At 47.8% G+C, this 25,975-nt stretch carries 17 protein-coding genes and 1 pseudogene; 3 read left to right on the top strand and 15 right to left on the bottom strand.

Features of this window, described 5'->3' with window-relative positions; all coding sequences use genetic code 11:
* Positions 1-9: 9 nt before the first annotated feature.
* From BQ2674_RS08160 to BQ2674_RS08145, 4 genes and pseudogenes are all read right to left on the bottom strand, one after another.
* Positions 10-939, bottom strand: a pseudogene (locus BQ2674_RS08160) (IS30 family transposase).
* 169 nt (positions 940-1,108) lie between these two features.
* On the bottom strand, positions 1,109-2,380 hold the full coding sequence (locus BQ2674_RS08155; RefSeq protein WP_083222328.1) for an SLC13 family permease: 1,272 nt from the start codon (positions 2,378-2,380) through the stop codon (positions 1,109-1,111).
* Between the two features lie 39 nt (positions 2,381-2,419).
* Positions 2,420-3,319 carry a hydroxymethylglutaryl-CoA lyase gene (locus BQ2674_RS08150; RefSeq protein ID WP_075573281.1) on the bottom strand — a complete coding sequence of 300 codons (900 nt, stop codon included), beginning with the start codon at positions 3,317-3,319 and terminating at the stop codon, positions 2,420-2,422.
* A gap of 16 nt (positions 3,320-3,335) precedes the next feature.
* Positions 3,336-4,517 (bottom strand): CaiB/BaiF CoA transferase family protein, encoded by a 1,182-nt coding sequence (locus BQ2674_RS08145; protein ID WP_235828842.1) that lies wholly within the window; start codon positions 4,515-4,517, stop codon positions 3,336-3,338.
* Between the two features lie 254 nt (positions 4,518-4,771).
* Here BQ2674_RS08145 and BQ2674_RS08140 point away from each other — a divergent pair, with 254 nt between their 5' ends.
* Positions 4,772-6,649: a PrpR N-terminal domain-containing protein gene (locus BQ2674_RS08140; RefSeq protein WP_075573279.1), complete on the top strand. Its 1,878-nt coding sequence runs from the start codon at positions 4,772-4,774 to the stop codon at positions 6,647-6,649.
* A gap of 38 nt (positions 6,650-6,687) precedes the next feature.
* Here the strand turns inward: BQ2674_RS08140 and BQ2674_RS08135 are convergent, their stop codons facing one another.
* Positions 6,688-7,773 (bottom strand): nicotinate-nucleotide--dimethylbenzimidazole phosphoribosyltransferase, encoded by a 1,086-nt coding sequence (locus tag BQ2674_RS08135; protein WP_075573278.1) that lies wholly within the window; start codon positions 7,771-7,773, stop codon positions 6,688-6,690.
* A gap of 155 nt (positions 7,774-7,928) precedes the next feature.
* Here BQ2674_RS08135 and BQ2674_RS08130 point away from each other — a divergent pair, with 155 nt between their 5' ends.
* Complete coding sequence (locus BQ2674_RS08130) at positions 7,929-8,945, top strand: LacI family DNA-binding transcriptional regulator (protein WP_075573277.1); 1,017 nt, start codon at positions 7,929-7,931, stop codon at positions 8,943-8,945.
* A gap of 62 nt (positions 8,946-9,007) precedes the next feature.
* On the opposite strand, the gene BQ2674_RS08125 is transcribed toward BQ2674_RS08130, so the two are convergent.
* Complete coding sequence (locus tag BQ2674_RS08125) at positions 9,008-9,454, bottom strand: universal stress protein (RefSeq protein ID WP_075573276.1); 447 nt, start codon at positions 9,452-9,454, stop codon at positions 9,008-9,010.
* A gap of 201 nt (positions 9,455-9,655) precedes the next feature.
* Here BQ2674_RS08125 and BQ2674_RS08120 point away from each other — a divergent pair, with 201 nt between their 5' ends.
* Complete coding sequence (locus tag BQ2674_RS08120) at positions 9,656-11,098, top strand: sodium:proton antiporter (protein ID WP_075573275.1); 1,443 nt, start codon at positions 9,656-9,658, stop codon at positions 11,096-11,098.
* A gap of 75 nt (positions 11,099-11,173) precedes the next feature.
* Here the strand turns inward: BQ2674_RS08120 and BQ2674_RS08115 are convergent, their stop codons facing one another.
* The 9 genes from BQ2674_RS08115 to BQ2674_RS08080 all read right to left on the bottom strand — a co-directional run bounded on the left by BQ2674_RS08115 (position 11,174) and on the right by BQ2674_RS08080 (position 25,955).
* Complete coding sequence (locus tag BQ2674_RS08115; protein ID WP_075573274.1) at positions 11,174-12,154, bottom strand: hypothetical protein; 981 nt, start codon at positions 12,152-12,154, stop codon at positions 11,174-11,176.
* Positions 12,155-12,510: 356 nt separating this feature from the next.
* On the bottom strand, positions 12,511-12,726 hold the full coding sequence (locus BQ2674_RS08110; protein ID WP_075573273.1) for a UPF0236 family transposase-like protein: 216 nt from the start codon (positions 12,724-12,726) through the stop codon (positions 12,511-12,513).
* 331 nt (positions 12,727-13,057) lie between these two features.
* Positions 13,058-18,007: a TonB-dependent receptor domain-containing protein gene (locus BQ2674_RS08105; RefSeq protein ID WP_392397682.1), complete on the bottom strand. Its 4,950-nt coding sequence runs from the start codon at positions 18,005-18,007 to the stop codon at positions 13,058-13,060.
* 307 nt (positions 18,008-18,314) lie between these two features.
* The gene (locus tag BQ2674_RS08100; RefSeq protein WP_075573271.1) at positions 18,315-23,084 is read right to left on the bottom strand and encodes a TonB-dependent receptor plug domain-containing protein; all 4,770 of its coding nucleotides are present in this window, start codon (positions 23,082-23,084) and stop codon (positions 18,315-18,317) included.
* A gap of 198 nt (positions 23,085-23,282) precedes the next feature.
* A complete protein-coding gene (locus BQ2674_RS08095; protein WP_075573270.1) occupies positions 23,283-24,122 on the bottom strand; it encodes a pyridoxamine 5'-phosphate oxidase family protein in 840 nt (279 codons plus the stop codon).
* Positions 24,123-24,178: 56 nt separating this feature from the next.
* Complete coding sequence (locus tag BQ2674_RS08635) at positions 24,179-24,391, bottom strand: TonB family protein (protein ID WP_235828841.1); 213 nt, start codon at positions 24,389-24,391, stop codon at positions 24,179-24,181.
* A gap of 70 nt (positions 24,392-24,461) precedes the next feature.
* Positions 24,462-24,923, bottom strand: coding sequence for a hypothetical protein (locus BQ2674_RS08630; RefSeq protein WP_235828840.1), 462 nt, complete (start codon positions 24,921-24,923; stop codon positions 24,462-24,464).
* A 4-nt stretch (positions 24,924-24,927) separates the two neighbouring features.
* The gene (locus tag BQ2674_RS08085; RefSeq protein ID WP_075573269.1) at positions 24,928-25,332 is read right to left on the bottom strand and encodes an ExbD/TolR family protein; all 405 of its coding nucleotides are present in this window, start codon (positions 25,330-25,332) and stop codon (positions 24,928-24,930) included.
* Positions 25,332-25,955 (bottom strand): MotA/TolQ/ExbB proton channel family protein, encoded by a 624-nt coding sequence (locus BQ2674_RS08080; RefSeq protein WP_075573268.1) that lies wholly within the window; start codon positions 25,953-25,955, stop codon positions 25,332-25,334. The genes BQ2674_RS08085 and BQ2674_RS08080 overlap by 1 nt, the downstream gene beginning before the upstream one ends.
* Positions 25,956-25,975: the final 20 nt, after the last annotated feature.

Below are 25,975 nucleotides of genomic sequence, written 5' to 3'. Positions count from 1 at the left end.
GCGACAAAATTAAATCAATTTTTTAATCTCATGTTTAAACATGTCAAATGGTGTTTTAAACCCAAGGCATTTTCTAGGTCGATTATTAATCAGCACTAGTGCTTCTGTTAGTTTATCTAGTGTTACTTTAGCTAAATCGGTTTTCTTAGGAAAAAACTCTCGAAGTAAACCATTACTATTTTCATTAGAGCCACGTTGCCATGCTGCATAGGCATCAGCAAAATACATTGTCGTTTTCAACCTGTTCAAAGCACGCAAATTCTTTACCACGGTCCACTGTAAAGTTTTTAAGTAATTTACTTGTTAATGTGTTTTGTATAGGGAACTAATAGCTAAAAACATAGACTCCTTAGTTCGGTCGTCCATTTTTATTGCTACATAAAATCGAGTTTTACGTTCAACAAATATAGCTAAACAACCTTTACTTTGACCTCTGGAAGACACCATTGTATCTAGTTCCCAATGACCAAAAGTCTTACGGTTTTCAACTTCTTGAGGTCGGTCCTTAATGGTCTTTTTCACATTGAACCGTCCACGCTTTTCTTGTGTACCAGGCTTTTTGCCTTTCCGGCGAAGTACTTTTTCTGTTACAGCAAGAAAACCACGATGGATCCAAGAATAAATTGTTTTAAAGCTTAGAACTCCAACTAATTCAGCACCAACTATTTCTTCTGGAGACCAAGTTTGTTGTAACCTGGATTCAATTAAAGCCGCTAATTGAGGTGTTAACTTTGTTGGTCTGCCTTTATTAGCAGACTTACTAATTGCTAATTGCTGTGCTTTAATCGCAGAATATTCACCTTCAACGCGATTTAATTCTCTTGCTACAGTAGAATGGTGAACCCCGTTTAAGCTAGCAATCCTACGAACAGAGTATCCTTCTCTTCGTAAAACTTCTATTTGACTTCGTTTTTCTATGGTAAGATGTATATAGCTCATATTAGAGACCTCCGTGTCATGTATTTGTGGTTATTTACATTTTACACGAGATCTCCAATATGAGTCTTTTTATTTGTCGCAATATATTTTACAATTCACCGTCAGAATTCCACAAAAAAACTGCAACTAAGTGAGCATCACACTCATTAGTCGCAGTTTTTTTATTCCGTTATCCGTACATAATTTCAGCAATCAAATTGAATGTAAGCCCCGAGACTACGGCAATAACAACCAACCCAATGCAGGCCATCATCAACAATTCGGCAAAAAGTTTTGTTTGCTTAGTTGCTGTAAAGTCTTTGATGTTAGTCCCCATTGCAGCTAAAATCAAAGCTCCTCCGGTAGACATCGGGGATATTCCCGCCAAAGAGCCGCCGACTCCTACAGCTGCCATTAACGCAACCGGTTCAACTCCGCCGACTTGCACGGCAATATCATAACACATAGGCATCATCGTCGGATACACGACCCCCAAGGCGGAGCTTACCAAGCTTAATAACCCTGCCGATATCCCGATCAACGGCACTGCCGTCGTGCTGTTCATAATGGAGGAAATGGCCGCACTCATTAACTTAATCCCTCCTACTTTATCAACCACGGATAATAAGGCACCTACCCCTAAAACCATAATAATAGTTCCCCACGGCAAAGCCTTCAAACATTCTCCGTCTTGCGCAACTCCGCCCAAAACAAGCAGCGTGCCGGAAATAAAGGCCGCCAAGCCAATATTGACATGGAAAACTATCATTAATATCAGCATAAGGAGTACCCCGCTCAAAGAAGTTAATTGCGTCCTTGTAAAGGGCGGAATCTCCACCGCTTCATATGTCCGGATCGGCTCTTTTAATTGATATCCTTTAAAAACTATATATACAACAACCGAGAAAACCAATGTCGCAAGTGTTTGACATACCAAAATAACCGGCATTACATTATACATCCCGGCACTTGCGGCAGCAGCAGATATAATCGCCGCCTCGGGAGTTACACTCGTCATCCTTCCTGCAATAAGGCCGAATTCACCGATTAACGCCAACATCAAAGGATTATATCCCACCTGCAGTGCTGTCGTAACGGCCAAAGCCGGAATAATAGCCAACGCAGGAATAGCCCCCGGCCCGACACCGGCAACAATAAATCCGGCTGCATAAATTGCTATCGGCAATAGCCAGACTTTTTTACCGGTCGCCGTTACAATTTTCTTTGCCAATAAATCCAATGCCCCCGTGGATTTGATTACGGCAAATAAAAATGTGATTCCGACAAGCGTACAGAACATAGAACTGCTGATGGCACTTACAAGCTGTTTATCAGTCATACCGAAAATTCTTACACATGCCGTACCTACTGCCAACGCTACGATACCCACATTAACTTTACGGAAAAAAGCCAGAAAAATAGTGGCAATAAACAATGACAGAGCTAAAAGATCCATTTCCATAATCAATAAACTCCTCTCTCAGAAGCAACCCATAGCAATCTATGTATTACAGTGTTCTCCGATCAGCACTTGATGCCCGCTATAATTACCCTCAATAACTTGCCTTTCATATTTTGCGGCTGCAAGAATTTTATTAAAATCAACTCCTGTTTTTATTTCCATCGCATCCAACATGTAAATTAAATCTTCAGAAGCAACATTTCCTGAGGCACCGGGAGCAAACGGACAACCGCCTAAGCCTCCCACCGCCGCCTGAACATTGGCAATACCTGCTTCAATACCGGCTAACGTAGAAGCAATACCCATTCCTCGGGTATCATGAATATGCAACTCAAAATATTCATCCGGAAAATTTTCTTTTACTGCCTGAACGGTTTTCCTGACCATTGCCGGATCCGCTTGCCCGATCGTATCGGCTAAGCAAAATTGATGTATTCCAATCTTCACCCCTTGCCGGATTATATTCAACACATTTTCTATCGGCGTAATTCCCTCAAACGGGCAAGTAAATGTTGTCGCCATGGACAGGATAATTTCCATATCCGGTAATGTCTCTCGAATCCGTTCCAGACCTTGCAATGACTCTTCAACTGTCCTGTTGATATTTGCTTTATTATGTGATTCACTGACGGAAATAACAGTATCAATTTTTTTGAGCCCGCATTCTGCCGCCGCTTTTGCGCCAAAAAGGTTGGGAACCAACGCAAAAAATTCAATTCCCTTATCTTGGTGCGTCTCTAAAGTTTTAGTTACGACCTCTTTTGCGTCTTTCATTTGCGGAATTGCCTTCGGATGCACGAAAGAACCGATTTCCATCGACTTCACTCCCGCATCAATCAACAAATCAATCACCTTCAGCTTCACTTCGGTCGGTATATATTTTTTTACATTCTGAAATCCGTCTCTCGGTCCTACTTCAATAAATTTAACCGTTTGCATTGTAATTTCTCCGTTCTTAGATAATTTTTTCCTTCTTCAATTCTTCCAGCGTTTGCTCGTCCAATCCCAATAATTTGCCATAAACGGCCACATTATCCTGTCCCAGCGATGGTGCCGGCCGGCTTATATCAGCTTTTGTAGCCAATAATTTGACCGGATTGCCATTAACCTTCATGTCGCCAATAATCGGATGCGGAAGCGCAACAAACATTTCACGAGCTTTAACAATATGTTCATCTTCCGTTACCCGCTTTAACCCATTGATCGGAGCGGCAGGAACGCCTGCGGCATTAAGCAGGTCAACGGCCTCATCAACAGTATGCTTACAGCTCCATTCCTCAATAATCGGCTTCAATTCATCATGATATTCACAGCGTTTCAGATTTGTCGCAAAACGAGGATCTTCCAATAATTGCGGCTGCATCAATACCTTTGTGCAAAACAGGGTAAATAACTTGTCATTCCCACAGCCGATAACAAAACTTCCGTCCTCAGCTTTGAATGAATCATACGGGTAAGCCGCCGCATACCGATTTCCCATTAATTCAGGCTGTTTTCCCGAAGCAAAAAAGCGTTGTGTCCCCGTTTCCAAGCTGGCCACTACCGAATCAACCAAAGAGACATCCACCCGCTGCCCTTTCCCTGTCAAATTTCGCGCATGAAGTGCCATCAAAATTCCGATAGTCAAATTCATCCCTCCGAGAACATCGCCCATGGCATTCCCCACTCTGATACCGTGTCCGCCGGGTTCACCGGTAATACTCATCAGCCCGCCGGTAGCCTGCGCAATAATGTCATATCCGGGACGCCGGGACTTAGGCCCGTAACAGCCGAAACCGGATACGGCAGCATAAATAATCTGACTATTTATTTTCTGCAATGTTTCATACCCCAGTTCCAACTTCTCCATAACTCCCGGCCGATAATTTTCGACGACAACATCGGCTTTCTTGACCATCTCAAGAAACAGCCGCCTGCCTTTAGGATTTTTTAAATTTAATGTGACGCCTTTCTTTCCTCTGTTGACATTGGCATAATACATGCTGGCGCCATTTTTTAACGGCCCGAACGCTCTCGTATCATCTCCTTTTTCAGGAACCTCGATTTTAATCACCTCGGCCCCGTAATCAGCCAGCATCATCGTACAGTAAGGTCCGGCCAAAACCCGGGTCAAGTCCAAGACAACAATATCTTCCAACGCTTTATTCATTTCAAATGCACCTCCATATGTAATAACCTCCGGCTTTGTAATTTATGTTATCAACCGCCATGTCTTCACTCCACTCGTTTATACTGAAAGAATAAGAGCGGCAACTTTGTTTCATAAAGTTGCCGCTCTTATTCTTTGAAACATATTTACTCGTTTTCAGCTCTAAAATCGATAATATTTCCTTCACATTATAGGAATGTTAAAATATTCGCATGATAAAAAGGTAAAGGAGGTGTTTTTCTATGCATACAGGAGATATATCCGGGAAATATAAAGTCTGTATATTGGGATATTCCTATATGATACAGCTCGCTCGAAAAATAGTTTTAACATTGCCCCCTTCAGAAATTGAATACATTGTAATGGAATCCGACTTGGATTCACAAGACGCCTGTGTTGCGGCGGCTAAACAAATGGGTTGTGAAGTATTTATAACCGGAGGCGGCAGTGCCGCCAAATTCACCAGAAATTATGACCTGCCGCTGGTATCATTCCGAATTCATGATATTGATTATATTACGGCAATAAAACAGGCCAAAAACATCGGCTGTCACAAACTCGGAATTGCTTACTACCGTTTCACGCCGCCGCCTAATTTATCATTATACAGCCATATAATGGATATACAATTAATTCCCATCATCTTCGACAATATTCCCGACTTACCTGCTTTAATAAAACAATCCGATTGTGATACTATTATCGGTGCCACGGCGGCAATAAAGTGGGCGCGACTGTTAGGCAAAAGAGGAATTTTGGTATATGCCGGAGAAGAAACAATTCGCGAAGCCATACATCAAGCAGGAGAGCTTGTAAAGCAGGTTTACGAAACCAAGCGTAATCAAGCGATCTTTCATTCTGTTTTAAATACATCACAGCTGGGTATTATTATTACTGACATACACGGAAATATAGAATTTATCAATCATACAATGGAGGGACATATTAATATCCCGCATCACCAGGCTATATCTTTATCGGTACAGGATATATTACCCAATCTTCCCTTAAAAAAATTTATCCGCAACAGTCTGCAGTCAAGTGACCGTTACCATTTGATCAATTCAGTCATGATGAGGTGCGTATTCGATAAAATAATGGTAAATAATACCGTTGCCGGAGTTATTATGACATTTCATCCCAATCCGCATAATTTAAAAAATAAAAATAAGAAGGAGCTTTTTAGCATTTCACCGGTTCATAATTTAAACAATATTACAGCGCACTCATTGGCCATGAAAAAACTGCTGGATACTTGCAAAAACTTCTCTCCAATAAATACACAGACTGTAATTTCGGGCCCTGTCGGCTCCGGCAGAGAAGAAATTGCCAACTGTCTGCATAACGCGTCGGCCAGATCTTCCATGCCTTGCATTACGATTGATTTCGCTACTATAAACGATGACAATGTCATTCAAATCCTATATGGCCATACTACAAAAAATAATTCAACGACCGGTTTGTTATTAGCCGGCAACGGCGGCAGTATTATATTGAAAAATATAGGACTGGCTACAGCCCGTTCCCAAGAAATTATCCTAAGGGCGCTGAATACACGACAATTCTTTTTACCCGGCATGGATTCTCCCGTCACTTTTAATATAATATTTTATACCATTATAACCGAGACGGAATTCAATAAACTCCGACCCGATTTGAAACAGGCGCTGTCTATTTTAAAAATCTCGGTTCCGACTCTCCATGAGCGCCTTGAAGATATTCCCCTGCTGTTCGCCAAATATATTTCAAATCTTTCTTCATCCAAAAAACTGGCCGCCGTAACAGATGAAATGAGTAATTTGCTGAGAACATATTCCTGGCCCGGTAATATTCTTGAGCTGCGTTCTATAAGTACTCGCTATGTTTTTTTATTAAATTCTTCCCGGTCAAAATCTGCCGAACATCGATATGCCGTATTAGTAAGTGCGATTGGAGAAGCGAATATCCTGGATGACATAAAAAAACAACACCCGGAGCTGACAAAAGAAAAAATCTCGGACAAAAAAGATTTTCAAGCGGGTGTTGAAAAAATAAGAAAACTTTTAGGATATACATACAATGAAATCGCCGTTTCGCTATCAATAAGCAGAACCACGCTTTGGCGACAATTATATAAGTAAATGCAGCTTATATGCAGCCATTCAACAGGATGTTCCCTTCAAAACGCATCCCATTCGGCAAATCGCTCGTTCATACGTTTACGTTTGATTTTTTTCGGTATTTTCCTCCTGTTTTTCCGTTCCGCTTCTTCGTTAACGCCGTCCAAGGTGCCCATATGCCAAATTGCGTACATCATGGACTGCATGAGAGAAACGGCGAGGACTGCGCCCGTGCCTTCACCCAGGGAAAATTCGCCGTGAATGGGGATTTGCGATTCATCCATGCCGATAAGACGCAAGGCGACGGCCATGCCGGCTTCACAGGACATATGAGAAAGAAGCGCGTACTGCCGCACGCCGTCGTTTATACGCACGGCGCAGACGAGAGCGGCGGCCGTTATAAATCCGTCCGCATAAAAGGGGATGTGCCGGTCCGCGCAGGCCAGCATGGCGCCGCAAATGGCTGCCAAATCAAATCCGCCTACATGCTGCAGGACATCGACGGGCGTCTTCATGGCACCGCCGTATTTCTTCAGCGCCTTCGTGATTAAGGCTTCTTTGCGGCGCAAGAGTTTATAATTGCCTCGGCTCGACCCGTACCCGGCGATAAGTGCCGCATGTGCCGGTGCAAGAGCCGTCAGAACGGCGGCGGACGTCGTCGTATTGCCTATGCCCATTTCACCGAAAGAGAGAAGATTGAAACCTTCTTTTACCGCAAGGCTCACTCTTTCTCCGCCGATGTCCATGGCACGCCGCACCTCGTCTGCCGTCATGGCCGGCTCGACGGCAAAGTCCCGCGTACGGCGGCGGATTTTGTAATCCAGCCCCACCGCGTCTTCGCTGTCGATACCCACGTCGACGACTTCATAAGGAATACCGTTATAGTCACAGAAACAGGACACGGCCGCCAATCCGTCGACCATATTTTTCGTCTGCAAGTATGTAATTTCCGATAATTGTGCTGCCGCGCCGGAGCGGACGATGCCATTATCGGCGGCAAAAATGATATGTTTCGGTTTCAGTTCCCTATACATTTCTCCCCAGGCAAGAAAAATCTGCTTGGCCTGTTTTTCCAACAGGCCCAAGCTTCCCGGCGGCTTGGCCAGATTTCGTAATTTTTCGTCCACTTCTTCTCTATAAGCCATGTTTGTTCGCACCTTCCGCCTGCTCCGTCTTAAATACGGCGCCGCCCTTTATGACACTCAGCGCCTGCTTGCCTATTATATCATACCGAATAGGCAAGGATAATTGAAAATAAAGAATACTTATGGCAAAATATATGAAAAGAGGGTGAATATATATGCCTACCATAAAGGATATTGCCAAAGCGGCGGATGTGTCGATTGCGACGGTTTCCATCGTACTGAACGGCAAAGGAAAAGAACGAAAAATTTCACACGACACGCAGCAGCGTATTTTGGAAATTGCGCACAACCTGAATTACGTGCCCAATCAATCGGCCAAAAAGCTGCGTGTTGCCCAGTCCGATTCGTATTCTGTCGCCTTTTACTGGGCTACGGACTTTCGTATTAACTACTTAGCGCGCATTACCCTGGGACTGCAGCGTGAAATTATGCGGCAAAACAACCCCGTCCACCTGACCGTCGTCCCCTATAAGGTCGACGAACTGCACAAGCAGCTGGAAACGGAGCAGAATAAATTTTTTAACGGTATTATCATCGCCAACATGTCCGACAAGGACATGGACTACTTGAACCGTACGACCTTCACCTGCCCGGTCGTCCTCTTCAACCGAATTTCCGACAAATACGGCTGCGTGACTATGGACAACTATCAAATCGGCCGCAATGTAGGACAACACTTTCTGGAAAAAAACCTCTTCCACACGGGTGTTCTGACACACGACACGTCCTTTCCGATTATGCGCATGTGGATGAACGGCTTCCTCGACGTCTTTGCCGAAGCGGGACATCCCATCAGCGACGACAACATCATTCTCTGCGACACGTCGTCGGCAAGTGCCGTCACGGTCTGCGAAGAACTGTACCGCACGGGGCGTATGCCGCAGGCGCTCTTCTGCGAGTCCGACGTTCTCGCTCACGGCGTACTCTTCGCCTGCCACAAACTGGGCATTGCTATTCCGCAAGACTTGGAAGTATTTACTATCGGGATTACGATGCCCGAAATAAATGATTTTTCCATTCCTTCTCTGTCCCGCGTTGACATCCCGATGGGACAAATCGGTGAAGCCTGTATGCGGCTGATTACGGATCTTATTGAACAAAAAACGACTGTTCCCGCAACAATTTATATAGACGGCCGGAAAATTATCGGTCAATCTTCGCCGGAAGCATAAGTGTCAAAAACGCAAAAAGCTGTAATCAAAAAGGCTTGATTACAGCTTTTTACATGAACGGTTTATTTGACAATCATAACGGGGCAGGCGGCGTGGGTTACGACGAAGCTGCTGACAGAGCCCATAAAAAGCCCCTTAAGCGGTCCGAGGCCGCGGCTGCCCATGACGATGAGATCGGCATTGTTTTTCTTGGCAACGGACAAGACGGCCGGCCCGGGTGAACCCACTTCAAAAGCTTCTTTAACCGTAATCGTGTCGGGAATATCCTTGGCCAATTCGGCCAAAATCTTCTTTCCTTCTTCTTCCATGTCCAGTGCCACTTGTTCGGTCACGTAGCCGCTGGCATTGGGGATCTGATCGAAATTGGAAATAACGGATACGATATTCGCCACATATACCAACAAAAGCGCCGCCCCTACTGTGGACGCAAGCGTAACGGCATGTTCTATAGCGCGTTTCGAGTTTTCCGAACCGTCGACGGGAACGACAATGGTTTTGTAATCTTTCATCATGCACCCCTCCTAGGAATTTTATATAATAAGATAAGTTCGCCGCAAGAACGTAAATTCCTGCCTGGCTGAATGATTTCCATATTATTTTAACCGGATTAACCGTTTAAGTAAAAACAGTGCATTTCCGTATCGTATTATGATACAATATTTTTAAAGTTTCAAGGTTGAATATTATAAATTTATTGGAGGGTGGTTTTTATGAGTACCTCAGGTAAAACGCTTTTTTCAGTTCTCACGTTGGCAGTCTGTTGGGCTGCACCCGTCCTGGCCAATGATATGCACGGTCAGGTGGAAGCGTCCTTGCCGGTTTGGAGCATTCTCCCCTTCGTGGGCATGCTTCTTTCCATTGCCGTTATGCCGCTGACACATCCCCACTGGTGGGAAAAGAATATGCACGTTGCTGCCGGTGTTTGGTCACTGGTCTTCATTCTTCCCTTTGCCTATGCCTACGGCGTCGGTGAAGCATGGTTCCGCCTCCTCGAATCGGTTCTCCTCGACTACGTGCCGTTCATCGTCCTCCTCTTCGGGCTCTTCGTCGCCGCCGGCGGTATTGCCGTCAAAGGAACGCTGCCGGGTACACCTAAGGTCAATACGGTCATACTCCTCATCGGCACGCTCCTGGCCAGCTGGATCGGCACGACCGGCGCGGCCATGGTCATGATTCGCCCGCTTATTCGCGCCAATAAGTGGCGGCGGAAAAAAACGCATGTCATCATCTTCTTCATCTTCCTCGTTGCCAACATCGGCGGCTGTCTTACACCCCTGGGCGACCCGCCCCTCTTCATGGGTTTCCAGCGCGGCGTACCCTTTACATGGACCTTCCACCTGATGCCCATCCTCATCTTCAATATGATCCTTCTCTTCGTCCTCTTCTATTTCCTCGACAGTTACCGGTGCAGGCAGGAATTGGCTGAAGGCCGCTCGCCCATGGACGAATTGGCGGAAGCGGAAAAAGAGCCCATTCGTATTGAAGGGCTGCACAACATTCTCTTCATTGCCCTTATTATCGTCGGCGTCATTGCCAACGGTGTTTTACCGAAAGAGTTTGCCTTCTTCGCCGATAACGCGGGTATTCCCGTCTTCGACGAGCTCGTCTTCCCCTATGCGACATTGGCCGAAGTCGTTATCATCCTCATTGCGGCATACCTGTCTTTAAAAACGACAAAAGACTCGACGCGCGAACTGAACGAATTCTCTCACGCGCCGATTATCGAAGTGGCGGTTCTCTTCATGGGCATTTTCATCACCATGATTCCGGCCCTCATCTTCCTTAAAATCCACGGCAGCCAGCTCGGTCTGACCGAACCGTGGCAGCTCTTCTGGACGACGGGATTCCTTTCGTCCTTCCTCGACAACACGCCGACGTATCTCGTCTTCATGCAGACAGCCGGCGCTCTCGGTGCGACCGTCGGCATCCCCACGGCAGTCGGCACGATTACGCAGCACATGCTCCTCGCCGTTTCGGCCGGTGCCGTCTTCATGGGTGCCAATACATACATCGGCAATGCACCTAACTTCATGGTCAAGGCAATTGCCGAAGAGAACGGCATTAAAATGCCCAGCTTTTTCGGTTATATGGGTTGGTCCTGCGCCATCCTCGTCCCGGTGTTCATCTTGAACACGCTTGTCTTCTTCCTGTAAACGTACACAGCTAAAAGGGCGCTCCCGCAAAAGAGCGCCCTTTTTCTGTTCGCATTATAATGAACTGCTGCAGCCTTAGCCTTTATAATCGGCCACATAGCGGTCCATGGCACCGCCGAGGTCACCGAGGAAATAACCGAAATGATGCTTGCACGCCCAGTTGACGGCAACGCTGTCCGCCATTTCGGAGCTTGACGGCGTCGTATGAACGGGCAGCTCATCCCAGCTCTTCGTAGCCTTATTGTAAATATACGCCCGGCTGTCGTTCGTATCGACGCGGTACTTCGCCTTTTTGCCTTCACCCGTCAGGATATCCGATTCCATAATGGTTTCGTATTTTCTGGCCGTAAAGGTCCACACGCCGTTCTTGTCCTTATCCGTGTCGATGGAGTCCATATCAAGGTACGTTTCGTAGTCCGCATTGGCATAAACGGGACGGTACTGCGGATTGTAAACCAAGGCGCTGTTGAAATATGTCGTCCGCCGCGTTTCTTCACCTTCTCTGTAACCGAACCAATCGGCATTCTTATCCCAGAACAACTTGTACCAGTGATAGCTGTCGTTCAGGTTGTTGAAGTGATATACGCCCAGGTCGCCGTAGTGAATGGTAATGCCTTCATGCACGGCTTCACCGGGAACAGGTGAATAGTAGTTCTGCGCTTCCGTATAGGTCTGCCATTCCTTCTTTCGTTCATCATAGCCCATGAGATAGGAAAATTCGGAATCCTTGGACTGAACGATGTAGAAGTTCCGGCCGTCATCTTCATTTACGATCTGATGAATTTCCATCGTGTAAAAACGTCCCAGTGAAGGAACTTCCTTCGTGTAAATCACCTTGCCGTGTGATTTTACAATAATTTGAGGTACACCGTTCTCACGAGTATAGGAAATATGAAATTTGTTGCCGTGATCTTTAAAAGAATCATCGTAATTGTTTCTTTCCGGGCCGAATACTACCGAATGAACGGGCACAAACGAAGCAAATCCCGGAACGGCAGTGCACAAAGAAAGAACGGCCGCACCTAATAAAATATGAATCCGTCGAGACAATCGCATACTGACACACTCCTCACAAATAAATTTTAATGTTGTTGCAACTGCAAGTTGCTCATTTGTGTATAACGTAACATTTTGCGGCGCAGCACGTCAATAGTTTCGATATTTTTGACAGTGTCAAGTTGTTGTGGGAAATGGATTGACAGGGACTCCTTTGGAACTAAAACTAATTTAGATAATGATAGCCTCCATTTTGTATGTTGCGCATCCAACTGCCATATGTTGCCACTTCGCTTCCGGGCATCCGGAATTTTTGCGCGGCTTCATACGTACAGTAAGCCAACTTGCGCCGTACGCACTGTTTCTGTAATACAGGCTCGCTTACCACCGCTACGGGTACTTCAGCTTTGCTTGTGTTAGTAGTAGCGGCGCGAAAAGGTTAATTCTCCAAACGGGGTAACTAACGTGCGTGGACGCTCCTTATCTTTTACGTGATACGCTTGTGTTTGTTTTACACTTTCGTAAATTGCCTCATCTACTTCCTGCAGTACCGCGCGAAACAGCTCCATGCCAAGCCGCCGTGAATAGGCTTCCACACTCTCCGTAATACCGGACAACGCGGTTTTACCCATAAAATATCTTCCATCGTTTTATTGAAGAAAGTTGTGCTGTTATCTGCAATTTGTTGTATAATGTTGTTCATGAGAAGGTCTCCTTTGCGTTGGGATGTTGATACTTAATTATACCGAAGGATTCCTTCTCTTTTTGTATGCCTATACTTTACCCCGATAAAGTTTTCCCACAATTATCTTACACTAACATATTTTTTTGTTATTTTTCCAGCCTTGACAAACCATGTTATTTACAGTAACGTTAAATTATAAATTGGGCTTGAATCCCAAAAAGCAGCCTCTTTTCCGAAAGGAAAGAAGGCTGCTTTTGCCATATATCGCCACAGGGCGATTAGAATTTATATGTTGCCTGGATGCGTGTGTAGTTGCCGAGCTTGAAGTTTTCCGGTCCGTACAGGGTGTCACGCTTGTTGATCCCCTTCGCGTCAAAGGTGTAGAACGCTTCAAGGATGAAGTTTTTCGCCGGCACGTAACCCGCACCGACCGTAAAGCTGCGGATACCGTCGAGGTAACGGTCGGGCACTCCTTCAGCCCCGGTCCCGCCGAAGAAGGAACCGTGCTGGAAGTATTTATAGTCCGCAAAAGCATTCCAGCTGCCCGGCACGTCCGTGTCGGACTTGCCGATGTCAAAGCGTACAGCCCAGAAGTGCGGCGTGCCGCCCATGTCTCTGCCTTGAATAACGAAATCCGATAAACCTGCCGTATGATCATACCGCGTGTGCCCGTTCATATACCGGCCGAAATCGGTGCGGTTTTGACCGTAGTCGAAGGAAACGGAAGCGTTCCGTCCTAATTGATATTTCGCCCCGATGCCAAAGACATTGGCAAGACTGCTGAAATCCCGACCTTCCGTATGTGTGCCGACAGCCGTACGGAACGTATACGTATCGCCGCCAACGGAGCGCAGGTACCATGCCGTAAGGCCGAGCCTGTTGCCGATAAGCCGGCGCACCTGCAGGAAAGCCGCCCTGTCGATAGGCGGGATATAGTCACGCTGCAGGACGACGCCCCGGGACGGGATAACATTGCCCGTGTATTTGCCCAAGGCTTCACGCGGCAGTTTGCTGTAACCGTCGGTCGATTCCAGCACACGCGCCAAGGCATTGAAATAATCGGCCAATAAGGTGGGATAGTACTCACTTGTCTTGACATTAATCTTGCCGCTTGTCCCTGAATCAGGCAAGTCGACGGAATTTCCCTGATAAATTTTATTTTTCAAGTCATTCAGTGCCGTATCATCAATATGCATCGTATAGGGACTGCCGTTAAATGCAAACTTTGCCACATCTCTGGCACGCTGCTCATATGCCGCCTTAATAGCTGCCGTATTATTGTCATACCACCTTTCGAGATAATCCTTGCCGTTGTTCGCTAATACGGACATATCCGCAAGGGACAGTTCAAAGAGGGGATCTTTCTGATTCAGCCCCGTTACGCCGGGAGCCAGATTCTGTGTAAACGTCCGTTCTTCATCATACCATTGCTCGTCATCTTCATCGTAATAGCGTTCATGATAGGTATAGGTAACGGGAATTTCGGGCATTCGCAAGGTCACGGTCTGCTTAGCCGTGTCGCTGCCGTAGGCCTTGACGACGATGTCCTGCATACGGTGGACGACGTCGAACTGCGCTTTCCGCAGCGGTTCCAGCTGCGTAGTATATTCGGACCGAAGAACGGGAATAGACGCCTGAATACGCGCCAATTCCTCCCGCATGGGCTGCAGCACCGACTCGGGAGCACCTTCAAGATTTTCCTTCGTCCAAATATCACTTGTCAAATCTTCCGCTTTTTTCTCCGCATCCTTCACGCGGTCCGCCAAGGCCTGTTCGCGAGCACGCAATTCCTTGAGCTGCTGGTAGAAGTTGATTGTCGGCGCCGCATCGGCTACGGTCAGCTCTTTCTTCGATCCGTCCGTATCCATCGTGATCCCCAGAAATTCATCAACAGTCGGCACACGCATAAAGTCCGTGTAAATCGGATGGGTATAGGCCGAATCCGTAATACCCGTGCTATGGCTGAAATCGCCGAAGCCGACGCGAACCTGTGAACGTTTTCCCGTCCACACGGCACGGGCACCGTCAAATTCCTTGCCGAACCAGTATCCAGTCACGCCCATGGATTCGCTCAATCTGCCGACACTGAAGTCCCACTTGCCCGTATTATACGTAATATCGGCCTTTTCCAGGCGCCGGTGATTCAGCCCTTTAGAGCCCTCCGTTTCATGCATGGAATCTACGCCGGCTTGACCGGACGCACTGCCGAGAAGGGTAACATTTGTATGTGCACCGATGCGCGCATCGACGCCAAGGCGCAGCCGACCTTCAAAGCCGTGTTCTTTTTTATCTGCCAGGTTCTTCGCCGCACCGGCATCGACATAGCTTGTTGCCGTAACGCGTGCAGCCGGGCGTTCCGAGCCGAGATGACTGTCCCAACGACCCCGATAATCACCGGTAACCTCAACGCCTTCCGCCTTTTCAGTATCAAAGGGACGGTTGAGAAAGTCCAGCAGCAATACGGGACTCATTACGCGGTCTGTCGCCACGGCCGCCCCTTTTTTCGTATTCGCATCGCTGCCGATCTTCAGGTTGGCGCCGATACGATAGACCCGGCCGGAAAAGGCGCGGTCATCATCGCGGTGGCCGAAGAGATTATTGATGCCGAAGTAGACAAGTGAATCCTTATTGATCTTCTTTTGAATCATCAGATTCCAAATGCCGAAGGTCTTGCGCTCATACATATCGGCAGTACGCCTGTTGTTAAAATTATAGCGGATGACGGAACGGTCGGAATTGTTCGGATCGATATACGAAACCATATAATTCCCCCCCCCGCTCAGCGAGTTGCTGTCAAGCATACGAATGTAGTAATCGCCCCAAAGGCTGCCGCTCCAGCCGCTCTTCTCATTGATGTAATCGATACCGATATCTATCTTATGCTGCGGCTTATCCAAGAGCTGGCGCGGCATATCGGCGTCGCTCTTGTTCACGGCGTGAAGATAGGTGTAGCCGAAGCGGGCCTTCCAGTGTTGCGACAAGGTCTGCTTCAGCTCCCATTCGACACCGGTGATCTCGGCACGGCCGATATTGCGGAAGCTGTAGATCAGATCGGGTGCATGGGCAAATTTCGCCGCACCGTACGTCGTCGACTCATCATACTGAGGATAAAAATCCATCAGATAACCCGTATTATAAACGGACATGTAATTTCTGATCTTATTATGGAACAAGGTCAGCTTGGAATAGGTATTCTTATTCTCTCCTTCCACGGATATATCGAAGTTCAGTGATTTTTCGGGCTGCAGGTTCGGATTGCCGACCCAATACCAGCCGAGGCGGGCTTCGCCGCCGCCAATGGTGGCGTTCGTAATATTCGGGCCGTACATTTCCCAATTATAATAAAGTTCACCCATACCCGGTTCGGTATAGCTCGTACCGATGTTAGCTTTCAAACGGCGGTGCGTATTACCGCTTAAATTATGAGTCATCCCCATATTGAAGGTCAGGTTGGAACCGAAGAGATCGCTGTGATCAAGACGCAGGATCGGCGACAGGATCGTGTCCTTGTTGACCTGCCACATATCTTGTATGAAAAAATGCTGCTTCTTGATGGTTGCCTCTCCGACGGTCTGCTGATTGATGCGCTTATTGTATTCTTCTTTGAAATAAGCGCCGTTCAGCTTCAGCTTCGTCGAATCAAACCCCGGTACGGCGCCGTAATAAAAGCTAGGTAAATACGCGTCATACAGAGCCGGATAATAGTGACCGTTCTCATCTTTCCGGCCTTCTTTATTATTATGGTAATCCTCAATAAACTCCCGGTTGTTTTCCAGCAGTGTTTTGGCAAACTGTTTATACCTTTCATATGCTTCGGGATTCCGTTTTTTCAGCGTCTTTTCCGTCACGGGTCCGTCTACAAGTCCCATGACGGCGGCAGCATCAATTCCCGCTTCGGGATCCAGATATTGCAGGTATTCTTCATACGTAAACTGCGGCAGCGTAGACGGATCGTTTTTATTGCCGTTATACCATTCCTTTTCCTTATCCCACTGTTCGACGCCGGCATTATTTTTTGCAAAAGAATGGCGGTAAACGGTTGAAGAAGGGACTCCGTTCTTGACGGCAAGGCTTTTATCGTAGTCCCACGGGTCAATATTGCGCACGTATGTATGAGGGGCATTCTTCAAGCGGCTCCCTTCGCCTTTTTCCAGTGCATAGCCGAAGCCGTACGACACCAGGTGTTTCTCGTTTACCTGCGTATCGGCGGAAACGTCGAAGCTCCACTGCCGGTGATCCACATTATCCACATAATTAAGCGTATTTTTCCCTTCATACGTGCTGTTGCCGTAATCGCTCGTCAAGGTCACGTCGTCTTCTTTAACGCGCGCATAGTTCAGTTCGGTCTTCCACGTACTCTTGTTGTTTTTCCCGTTATACGTAAGGTTCATAGTATTGCGGTCCAAATCACGCTTATAATGAACCTGCGGTTCCATATACGAAGTACTGCGCTTTACATATCGCTCTAAATCCTCCGTATACCTGTCTGCTCGAAAGGAAAGAGAATTATTTTTATTGATATCATATATACCGAATATTCCCATATTCGAGTTCGTGCCGTAAAAACGCAGCGAATTTTTCAAAAAGCCGTGATCTTCATCGGAAGATAAGACACTGACCTTACGGTGCTCACTGGCATAGATCGGCATGATATCCTGCTTGCTGCCGTAAATATCGAAGCGGAATTTTCCCATTTGCCCCGAATCGGCACGAAGGAAGTAATTGGAGAAAGGAGCGATGTCACCGTTCCCTTTTTCCCGCCGGCCTTCAATATTAAATTGGATACCGGCCGTTTTCCGCGGTTTATTCGTAATGACGTTGATGACCCCACCGATGGCGTCCGATCCGTACTTGGCACTGGCCGCACCCTGCACGATCTCGATGTGATCCACATTTTCCGTACCGAGGCGCTGCAGCTCATCGCCGGCGCCGGAATACTTCGCCAGATCCCCCATAACGGGCTGGCCGTCAACAAGAATCAGCGTATGGCGCGGTTCGGCACCGCGAATGGATACACCGACGCGCCCCATTGAGTCCACCGTCCGAGATACGCCTGTTTCATTGAAGACAATATCCTCAACAGACTTTGCCTGTTTCTTTTCAATGTCGGCTTTTGTAATGATTGTCTTCTGCTGCGACTCATACTTTGCCTCTTCCTCCGCTGCCGTCGCCTGCACAATGACGTCTCTCGTCGTCGCCTTGCCGCCGTTATCGGCATAAACGGGCATGGACAGCCAGGATAATACGGCACACATCAAAAGAGTATACTTTTCAGCATGCCTAAACGATCGTTTCATATGCATCCCCCTTACATAACTGTTTTCCCAAATACTGCATACATGCGTGATAATTCCAATTATCATTATCTTTATAATAGCGAGTAAGCGCTGTTTCTTCTACTCCATTCAGTCCTGAAATAATCCAATCGGACAAAAATTTTTCACATTCTATGTTATGTGTATTTCGTGAGTAAAAAAGCAGCCTCTTTTCCGGAAGAAAAGAAGGCTGCTTTTGCCATATACCGCCACAGGGCGATTAGAATTTATATGTTGCCTGGATGCGTGTGTAGTTGCCGAGCTTGAAGTTTTCCGGTCCGTACAGGGTGTCACGCTTGTTGATCCCCTTCGCGTCAAAGGTGTAGAACGCTTCAAGGAGGAAGTTTTTCGCCGGTACGTAGCCCGCACCGACTGTAAAGCTGCGGATACCGTCGAGGTAACGGTCGGGCACTCCTTCAGCCCCGGTCCCGCCGAAGAAGGAGCCGTGCTGGAAGTATTTATAGTCCGCAAAAGCGTTCCAGCTGCCCGGCACGTCCGTGTCGGACTTGCCGATGTCAAAGCGTACAGCCCAGAAATGGGGCGTACCGCCTGATTGATGGCCTATAATGTCATACGTTGACGAACCGTATTTATGTCTATACTGCGTATTGCCGTTCATGAATCGGCCAAAATCGGTGCGGTTTTGACCGTAATCAAAGGACAGGTTCACGTCATTGTCGATTTCCCAGTTCATACCGATACCGATAATATTGGCCAGCTTACCGAACTCATGAATCTCGTTTCCTCTTTCTGTCGCCCGCAAGGTCATATAATCATCACCGAAGGAACGTAAATACCATGCGGCAACACCGAAGGACGGTGTTATCTCGTGTTTAGCCTGAATGAATGCGGCTCGTTTCAATGAAGGTATATCATCTTTTACAAGAACGGCCGTGTATGCCGGAATAACTTCACCAATGACTTTCTTAAAGGCCTCACGCGGCAGCTGGCTGCCCTGATCTGTTTCTTGAATACGTTTGGCAACCGCGCTGAAGTATTGATTAATAACATATGGCATATCCCGACGTTCGAATAAGCTGTCTCTACTCGACGGATCCACGAAGTTTTCCCGGTATATCTTATCTTTCAAAGCATTCACATCAATATCTACGCTATCTGCCTCGATCCCTCGTTCTCCAAGGGCTCCATAAGCGGCATCGGTGTACCATTCTTTAACCTTGGCCTCATTAGCAGCCCACCAGGAATCAAAGAACGCTTTGCCTTGAAGGGGAGATGCATCATCAAAGGGGATAAGAAAACGATGGGAATCATAGTAAAAAGCAGGATCATGAGGAAGAACGAATGTACCTTCCTGTTCATCTCCATTTTCATCTTCATAGGTATACTTAAACGGTACTCGTTCAGATAATGCCAATTCAAATTTCGTCTCCGAGAGCACGGCTTCATTCAAGTAATTCCCGTATGCAGCCTTGGCAATATCGTACATGCGGCGCATAATGCCCAATAACTCTTCACTTGATGCACCTGCAGCCTTTGCCGCTTCGAGCTGCTGATAGAAGTTAATCGTATTGGGAGCGCCTTCAACACGGCGTTCACCGTCAAAGCTGATGCCTGCATCACGCGACACGAGACCGATAAATTCGTCAAGCGTGGGCACGCGCATATAGTTTTCCCGAATAACGTGCGTATACGGCGAATCACTGATACCCGTACTGTGCTTAAAGCTGCCGTAGCCCAGTCGGACTTGCGAACGTTTACCGGTCCACACGGCACGCGCACCGTCAAATTCTTTGCCGAACCAGTATCCCGTTACGCCCATCGGCTCTGTCAAACGGCCTACGGAGAAGTCCCATTTATTCGTGTGGTGCGTTAAATCAAGCGTCTCTAAACGCTTGTGTTTTAAGCCCTTGTTTTCGGACATGTCGTATGACGTGTCGACACCGGACATACCGGATGCGCTGCCGAGAGCCTTCAAGTTCGTATTTTTCCCCAGACGCGCATCGAAGCCGACGCGGATGCGCTGTTCAAATCCGTGTTCATCATTATCAATCAAATTCTTCTCGGCACTACCGACACGGGAATCAAAGGTAACCTTCGCCGTCGGACGTTCGGAACCGTCATGAGCGTTCCAACGCAGACGATAATCGCCGATGAAGTCGATACCCTTTTCCCGTCCTTCTTCAAAGGGACGCGTAATAAAACCGCTTGTTTTAGCGATTGCAGCCGTTTCCTTGCCTGCAGCGCCTGCCGCCGCCGAAATATCGGCCTTATTTGCCTTATTGCCGGATGTCGCGGCCTTATCTCCGCTTTCTTCACCGGATGCGCCGAACTTCATATTAACACCGAAACGGTATACCCGATCCTGTAAGGCTCTGTCATCATCGCGATGAGCAAAAATATTGTCAATGCCAAAATAAGCCAGCGAATCTTTATTAAATTTCTTTTGAATCATGAAATTCCAAACGCCGAAGGTCTTGCGTTCGTACGTTTGAGCACCCTGCCGCGCAAAGTTGTAGTGGATTTCCGAATGTACGCTGTCCGGTGCAATATAGGATTCCATGTAATTGCCGTTATTGCCGATGGTGTTGCTGTCGAGCATGCGAATATAGTAATCTCCCCAAATACTGCCGCTCCAACCGCTCTTTTCATTTTCGTAAGAAAGACCGATATCCACTTTGTGAACAGGCTTATCCAAGAGCTGCCGCGGCATGGTCGGATCCGTTTTATTTATGGCATGCAAATATGTATAACCGAGTTTACCGCTCCAATGCTTATTAAACTTTTGCTTTACTTCCAATTCAAGGCCCGTAATTTCAGCCTTGCCGATATTCTTAAAGCTGTAAATCATATCGGGAGCATATAAGAATTTACTTGCGCCCCACGTGGACGACTCATTCAGCTCCGGATGGAAATCCATGAGAGCGCCGGTAAAATAAATGCTCATATAGTCTTTGATGCGATTGTGAAAAAGATTCAAGCGAGCCGTTGTGTTTTTATTCTCCCCTTCAATACTGATATCAAAGTTCAAGGATTTTTCAGGCTTTAAGTCCGGATTGCCGATAAAGTACCATCCTAACCGAGCTGTATCGGAGCCGACAGGACTGCCTCCGTACATTTCCCAGTTGTAGTACAGTTCACCCATACCCGGCTCAGCATAGCCCGTACCGATATTCGCTTTGAAACGGCGATGAACATTGCCGCCCACATTATGGGTCATACCCAGGTTGGCCGTCACATGCGAGCCGAAAAGGTCGCTATGGTCGAGACGCAGAGTCGGACTGACAGTCGTATCTTTATTGATCTGCCACAGATCCTGCAGAACTACAAACTCTTTCTTAATCGTCGCTTCGCCGACAAAAACCTTATTATTTCTATCCGTATAGGCACCTTTAAACACTTTGCCGTTAAATGTAACGTCGGATATATTCAGCTTTTCGAAATAATTGGCAATAGCCGTCATATTTCTACTGTAGGCATAAATCGAATCGAATTTACCGGGGTTTTCAGCAATAATCTTACCCGCAAAGGCATCGGCACGGCGTTTTACATCACTTGGCAAATTGTCATAAGCTACAACGGATGCTCCGTTCGGGAAATACTGCTTGTATTCCGTATACGTAAAATCCGGTTTCTTGCTCCCTGCTACATTGCGGTCGTAGTTATACCACTCAAAATCATTGTTCCAACGAGGGATTCCGTCTGCGCCGCGCACCATTTCGTAAGCATGAACATCAGACGCAACGTCGCCCACCTTGCCTTCCACAAGGGGGCTTTCTTTAGAAATGACAAACAGGTTTTTGTCATAATCCCACGGGTCTATGGTCTTTAAATGGACATTAGGCGCACTTTTCACACGGCTCCCCGAGCCGTCTTCGCGCGAATATCCCACACTGTAGGTCAATAAATGCTTGTCGTTTACTTGCGTATTCGCCGTGGCGGAAATACTGATTTGCTTATGGTCCACATCGTCGACGTAGTCAAGTTTATTTTTCCCTTCATATGAGGACTTGCCATAGTAACTGTCAAGTGTTATATCGTCTTCTTTAGTCCGCGTATAATTGGCGTCCACTGTCCAGTCCGTTTTTCCCTTATCCCGACCGGACCATGTAATACCGTATGTATTGCGACTCATATTGCGCTTAAAGTGTTGCTGCGGCTCCATCATGCTGTCGCTACGCTTTAAATACCGTTCCAGGTCTTCCGTATATCTATCTACGCGAAAGTCGATACTGTTTAGTGAATTAATCTTATACGTACCGGTAAGACCCGTATCGGCTGCCGTCCCGTAAAAACGCAAAGAGTTTTTTTCAAAATTGCTTACATTCGATTTCATAACGCTGCTCGAACGTTGACGGGATGCATAGACGGGCATGATATCCCGCTTACTGCCGTATAATCCCAGTCTCAAGTTGCCGAGGTCGCCCGAGTCGGCCCGAAGGAAGAAGTTCTGATACGGCGCAATATCACCGTTGCCGTTAACGCGGCGGCCTTCCGCATTAAACTGCAGTGTCGGTTTTTTAGCGGCCTTCTTCGTGACAACATTGATAACACCACCGATAGCATCGGCACCGTATTTGGCGCTGGCAGCACCTTGAATAACTTCAATGTGATCGACATTTTCTGCACCGAGGCGCATAACTTCATCACTTGCACCATAATATTTGGCAAGATCCCCCATGACACGTTGCCCGTCCACGAGGATGAGCGTATGACGCGGTTCGGCGCCGCGAATGGAGACCCCCACGCGGCCCATGGCATCGACGGTACGGGACACGCCGGTTTCATTGAAAATGATATCCTCTACGGATTTAGCCTGCTTTTTTTCGATATCGGCCTTTGTGATAATCGTCGTCTGCTGCGACTCGTACTTCGCCGCTTCTTCGGCAGCCGTCGCCTGAACGATGACATCTTTCGTCGTCGCCTTGCCGCCGTTATCGGCGCAGACGGGCATGGCAAGCCATGTCACAACGGCGCAGGTCAAGGCAATGTATCGGCTCATGTAACGGGTCCTTCTTTCCTTTTTATTCATGTGTGCGTCCTCTTCCCCCTCATGTTTATGCAATGATAGATTTTCTTAATTTTATCAGGAAGATACCTGGTTCTTCTACTCCAATCAGTCTTTAAATGCTCCAAACAGACATTTATTTTACTTTTTTTCAAAAGAACTGCTTTTCCCGAGACAATCGTCCTCAAGAAAAGCAGTACATAAAACGAAATAATATGTAATTTATTTGACCCCGTTCCCGATTCTCGTCCAGTCGCCGCATATATGCTGCTGCACGGCCAGGCCCTCTTTAATAAAGGCACCGCACAGAAAAGTCATGTGCTCCGGCACGATTTCAACGAGATGAAGGACAACGGGCATGGTCGCCATGGTTTTATCGGAAATTCCCTTTACTTTACGTATGGTTTCATATATATCTTCACCGGGTACGTGCACTGCTGCCTGCCCGTGTATTTGCAGACCTGCCAAACTCGAAAGTCCCGCAAAGGGATCGAAGACGGAAAAGGAAACGTTTCGGTTACGATAGATGTTGAGGAATTTGCGGCCACCTTCCGTAAAGAGCCATAGCCTGCCGTCATGCCAAAGGTACTCAATGGGCGTGGCCCGAACCGTATCACCGTGGCCCGTTGCCAGGACGCCCGTATTATGGCCGTGCAAAAACCGCTGTATCGCCGCGATGACGACATCCGCCGGATCCGCCGTTTCCGTCTTTTTCGGCAGGAGCGCACTTGCAGCGGCCAACGTATCCTCCGTAAGGGATTCGGCGCTAATATAAAAGGTTTTGCCGCTGCTGCCGGCCACGGCCGCCTGAAAAGACGTCCCCTCATCTTTCGTCAGGCCGACAAAGAAGCAAATAATTTCTTTTCCGGCAAAGGCCCGTACCGGCACCGCATAGTCCGCCGTCCTTGCACCGGCACTTACGACGAGGATGAGGCGCGCGTATTTCTGTGCGTCCGCAGTTTCACCTGCAGCTTTATAGGCACTCATGGCAAGGACGCTCCCGGCCGTGACGGCAACCTTCTTTGTCACGGCATCACGGTAGATAAACAGCGTGTTTCCCATATTCTCCTCCTGAAAAGAAAGCTGCAACAATTTCTTGTTACAGCCTGTATCCCGTACTATTCGATCAATTCAAATCGAACTGTCGTCGTCACATGCATGGTTTCGCCTGTCGGATTCGGATAGCTGCCGACAGCATAGGCCGCAGCCACAGCCGCCTGGGCAAAGAGGGAATCGGTTGAATCCACGGCGGAAACGTTGCTGATGGCACCGCTCGTTTCGATGGTCGATTCAATAGTCGCATATCCTTCCAATCTTCTTCTCGTCGCCATAGGCGGATAGACCTTATTGGCTTCAATGGCCTGTCTGAATCCTTCCGTATCAAAGGGTTCATGTGCGGCTTCACCGGTACCCGTACCGTCGCCGCTGCCGTCTCCGTAACCGCTGCCGTTGCCCGCCGCTGCCGCCGCCCGTTCCCGGACCGCTGCCGCTCTGCGAGCCGCCTTGCGAACTGGAACTGCTGTTTTTATCTCCCGTCGCCGACGCTTCGGGTACGTTGACCGCGTCTTCCGGCGCGTCACTGACGGGGGTCACTGCCGTAGATTGGGCCTGCACAACCTGATTTATCCGTTTGGCCATATCTTCATCACTCAATTTGTCAGGAAAGAGATTGCCGCCGCCGCCACCGCCGGCATGACCGCCGCCGTTGTCCGGTTCCCAATCGGATTCCAAGTCGATCACATACAGTTGTTCTTCCTGATACTGTATAATTTTCGGCACAATAAACACAGCTACGGCGAGCAGCAAAAGAATATTGACGATGATTGACAGGGCAAACGATTTCGCTCGCGTATAGTCTCTCATATACCTATCCCTTCTGTTCCGCAGCTACGGCAAGACGTTTTACGCCGGCCGTTTTCAGCATGTCCATAACGGCTACGACCTGGCCGTGTGCCGTCCGCTTATCTGCCTGTAATATTACGGCCGCATTCGGATTGGCCGCCATGCGCTCAGTCATGACCTGTGAAGCCTCGTCAATCGTGACAGGCCGATTATCCATTGTAATATGCCCCACTTCGTCGACAGTAATGATAACAGGCATCTGCACCTGATTCGATGCGTTCTGCGCCTGCGGCAGCTGCACGGACAGGGCCTTTTGCGCTACAGTCTGCAAGCTGTTCATCATGAAGAAGACGAGCAGGAAAAAGATGATATCGATCATGGGTATAATCATGAACTGAGGTTTCTTTTTCGTCTTGTAATTGCTAAACATCAGTCACGCCCCCAACCGCTTTTTTTCGCATTTACTACTGTAATGCAGAGCCGTTCCGTATCAGCTACAATCGTGTCGAGCTGGTGCGTAAAGAAGGTATACACGGCAAAGGCGATAATCGCCACGCAAAGGCCCGTCGCCGTTGCCACCAGGGCTTCACCTACCCCGCCGGAGATAGCTGTCGCGCCGGCACCGCTGTCGAGAACGCTGAACGACGAGATCATGCCCGTAACCGTCCCCAACAGGCCGAGGAGAGGCGCAACCGTAACGATGGCGCTCAGGTAGTCGAGATAACGTTGGAAACCTGCCGATTCGAGGGTCATCGTTTCCATGAAGGCCGACTTCATTTCTTCTTCCGACCCGTCCCGTTCGAGACCGGCACCGACAATTTTCGCAATTGCCGTCTTCGATCCGGCGCACGCCTGTTTTACGCCGGCCCAATCGCCGCTCTTCGCCGATGCCGCCACCTTCTCAAAAAAGGACCGCGAGTTTTTGCGATGACGACGGTAGTACATACCCCGTTCAAAAGCAATGGCAATTGTGATTACAGATAAAATAAAGAGCGGTATCATAACGGGGCCGCCACTTTCCAATAATTGTATTGCCGCGTAAATTCTTTCCATCTTCTTGAACACTCCTTGTC

The sequence above is a fragment of the Megasphaera coli genome (assembly GCF_900095855.1).
Lineage (GTDB): Bacteria > Bacillota > Negativicutes > Veillonellales > Megasphaeraceae > Megasphaera > Megasphaera massiliensis_A.
This window is presented reverse-complemented; position numbering and strand designations above follow the sequence as displayed.

Excerpts from the sequence above, each read along its gene's own strand:
- BQ2674_RS08150 (WP_075573281.1), bottom strand. The coding sequence starts at position 3,319 with ATGCAAACGGTTAAATTTATTGAAGTAGGACCGAGAGACGGATTTCAG.
- BQ2674_RS08120 (WP_075573275.1), top strand. The coding sequence starts at position 9,656 with ATGAGTACCTCAGGTAAAACGCTTTTTTCAGTTCTCACGTTGGCAGTC.
- BQ2674_RS08630 (WP_235828840.1), bottom strand. The coding sequence starts at position 24,923 with ATGAGAGACTATACGCGAGCGAAATCGTTTGCCCTGTCAATCATCGTC.
- BQ2674_RS08105 (WP_392397682.1), bottom strand. The coding sequence starts at position 18,007 with ATGCCCGTTTATGCCGATAACGGCGGCAAGGCGACGACGAGAGACGTC.
- BQ2674_RS08130 (WP_075573277.1), top strand. The coding sequence starts at position 7,929 with ATGCCTACCATAAAGGATATTGCCAAAGCGGCGGATGTGTCGATTGCG.
- BQ2674_RS08125 (WP_075573276.1), bottom strand. The coding sequence starts at position 9,454 with ATGAAAGATTACAAAACCATTGTCGTTCCCGTCGACGGTTCGGAAAAC.
- BQ2674_RS08085 (WP_075573269.1), bottom strand. The coding sequence starts at position 25,332 with ATGTTTAGCAATTACAAGACGAAAAAGAAACCTCAGTTCATGATTATA.
- BQ2674_RS08135 (WP_075573278.1), bottom strand. The coding sequence starts at position 7,773 with ATGGCTTATAGAGAAGAAGTGGACGAAAAATTACGAAATCTGGCCAAG.
- BQ2674_RS08140 (WP_075573279.1), top strand. The coding sequence starts at position 4,772 with ATGCATACAGGAGATATATCCGGGAAATATAAAGTCTGTATATTGGGA.
- BQ2674_RS08110 (WP_075573273.1), bottom strand. The coding sequence starts at position 12,726 with ATGGGTAAAACCGCGTTGTCCGGTATTACGGAGAGTGTGGAAGCCTAT.
- BQ2674_RS08155 (WP_083222328.1), bottom strand. The coding sequence starts at position 2,380 with ATGGAAATGGATCTTTTAGCTCTGTCATTGTTTATTGCCACTATTTTT.
- BQ2674_RS08095 (WP_075573270.1), bottom strand. The coding sequence starts at position 24,122 with ATGGGAAACACGCTGTTTATCTACCGTGATGCCGTGACAAAGAAGGTT.
- BQ2674_RS08635 (WP_235828841.1), bottom strand. The coding sequence starts at position 24,391 with ATGGCGACGAGAAGAAGATTGGAAGGATATGCGACTATTGAATCGACC.
- BQ2674_RS08100 (WP_075573271.1), bottom strand. The coding sequence starts at position 23,084 with ATGAATAAAAAGGAAAGAAGGACCCGTTACATGAGCCGATACATTGCC.
- BQ2674_RS08115 (WP_075573274.1), bottom strand. The coding sequence starts at position 12,154 with ATGCGATTGTCTCGACGGATTCATATTTTATTAGGTGCGGCCGTTCTT.
- BQ2674_RS08080 (WP_075573268.1), bottom strand. The coding sequence starts at position 25,955 with ATGGAAAGAATTTACGCGGCAATACAATTATTGGAAAGTGGCGGCCCC.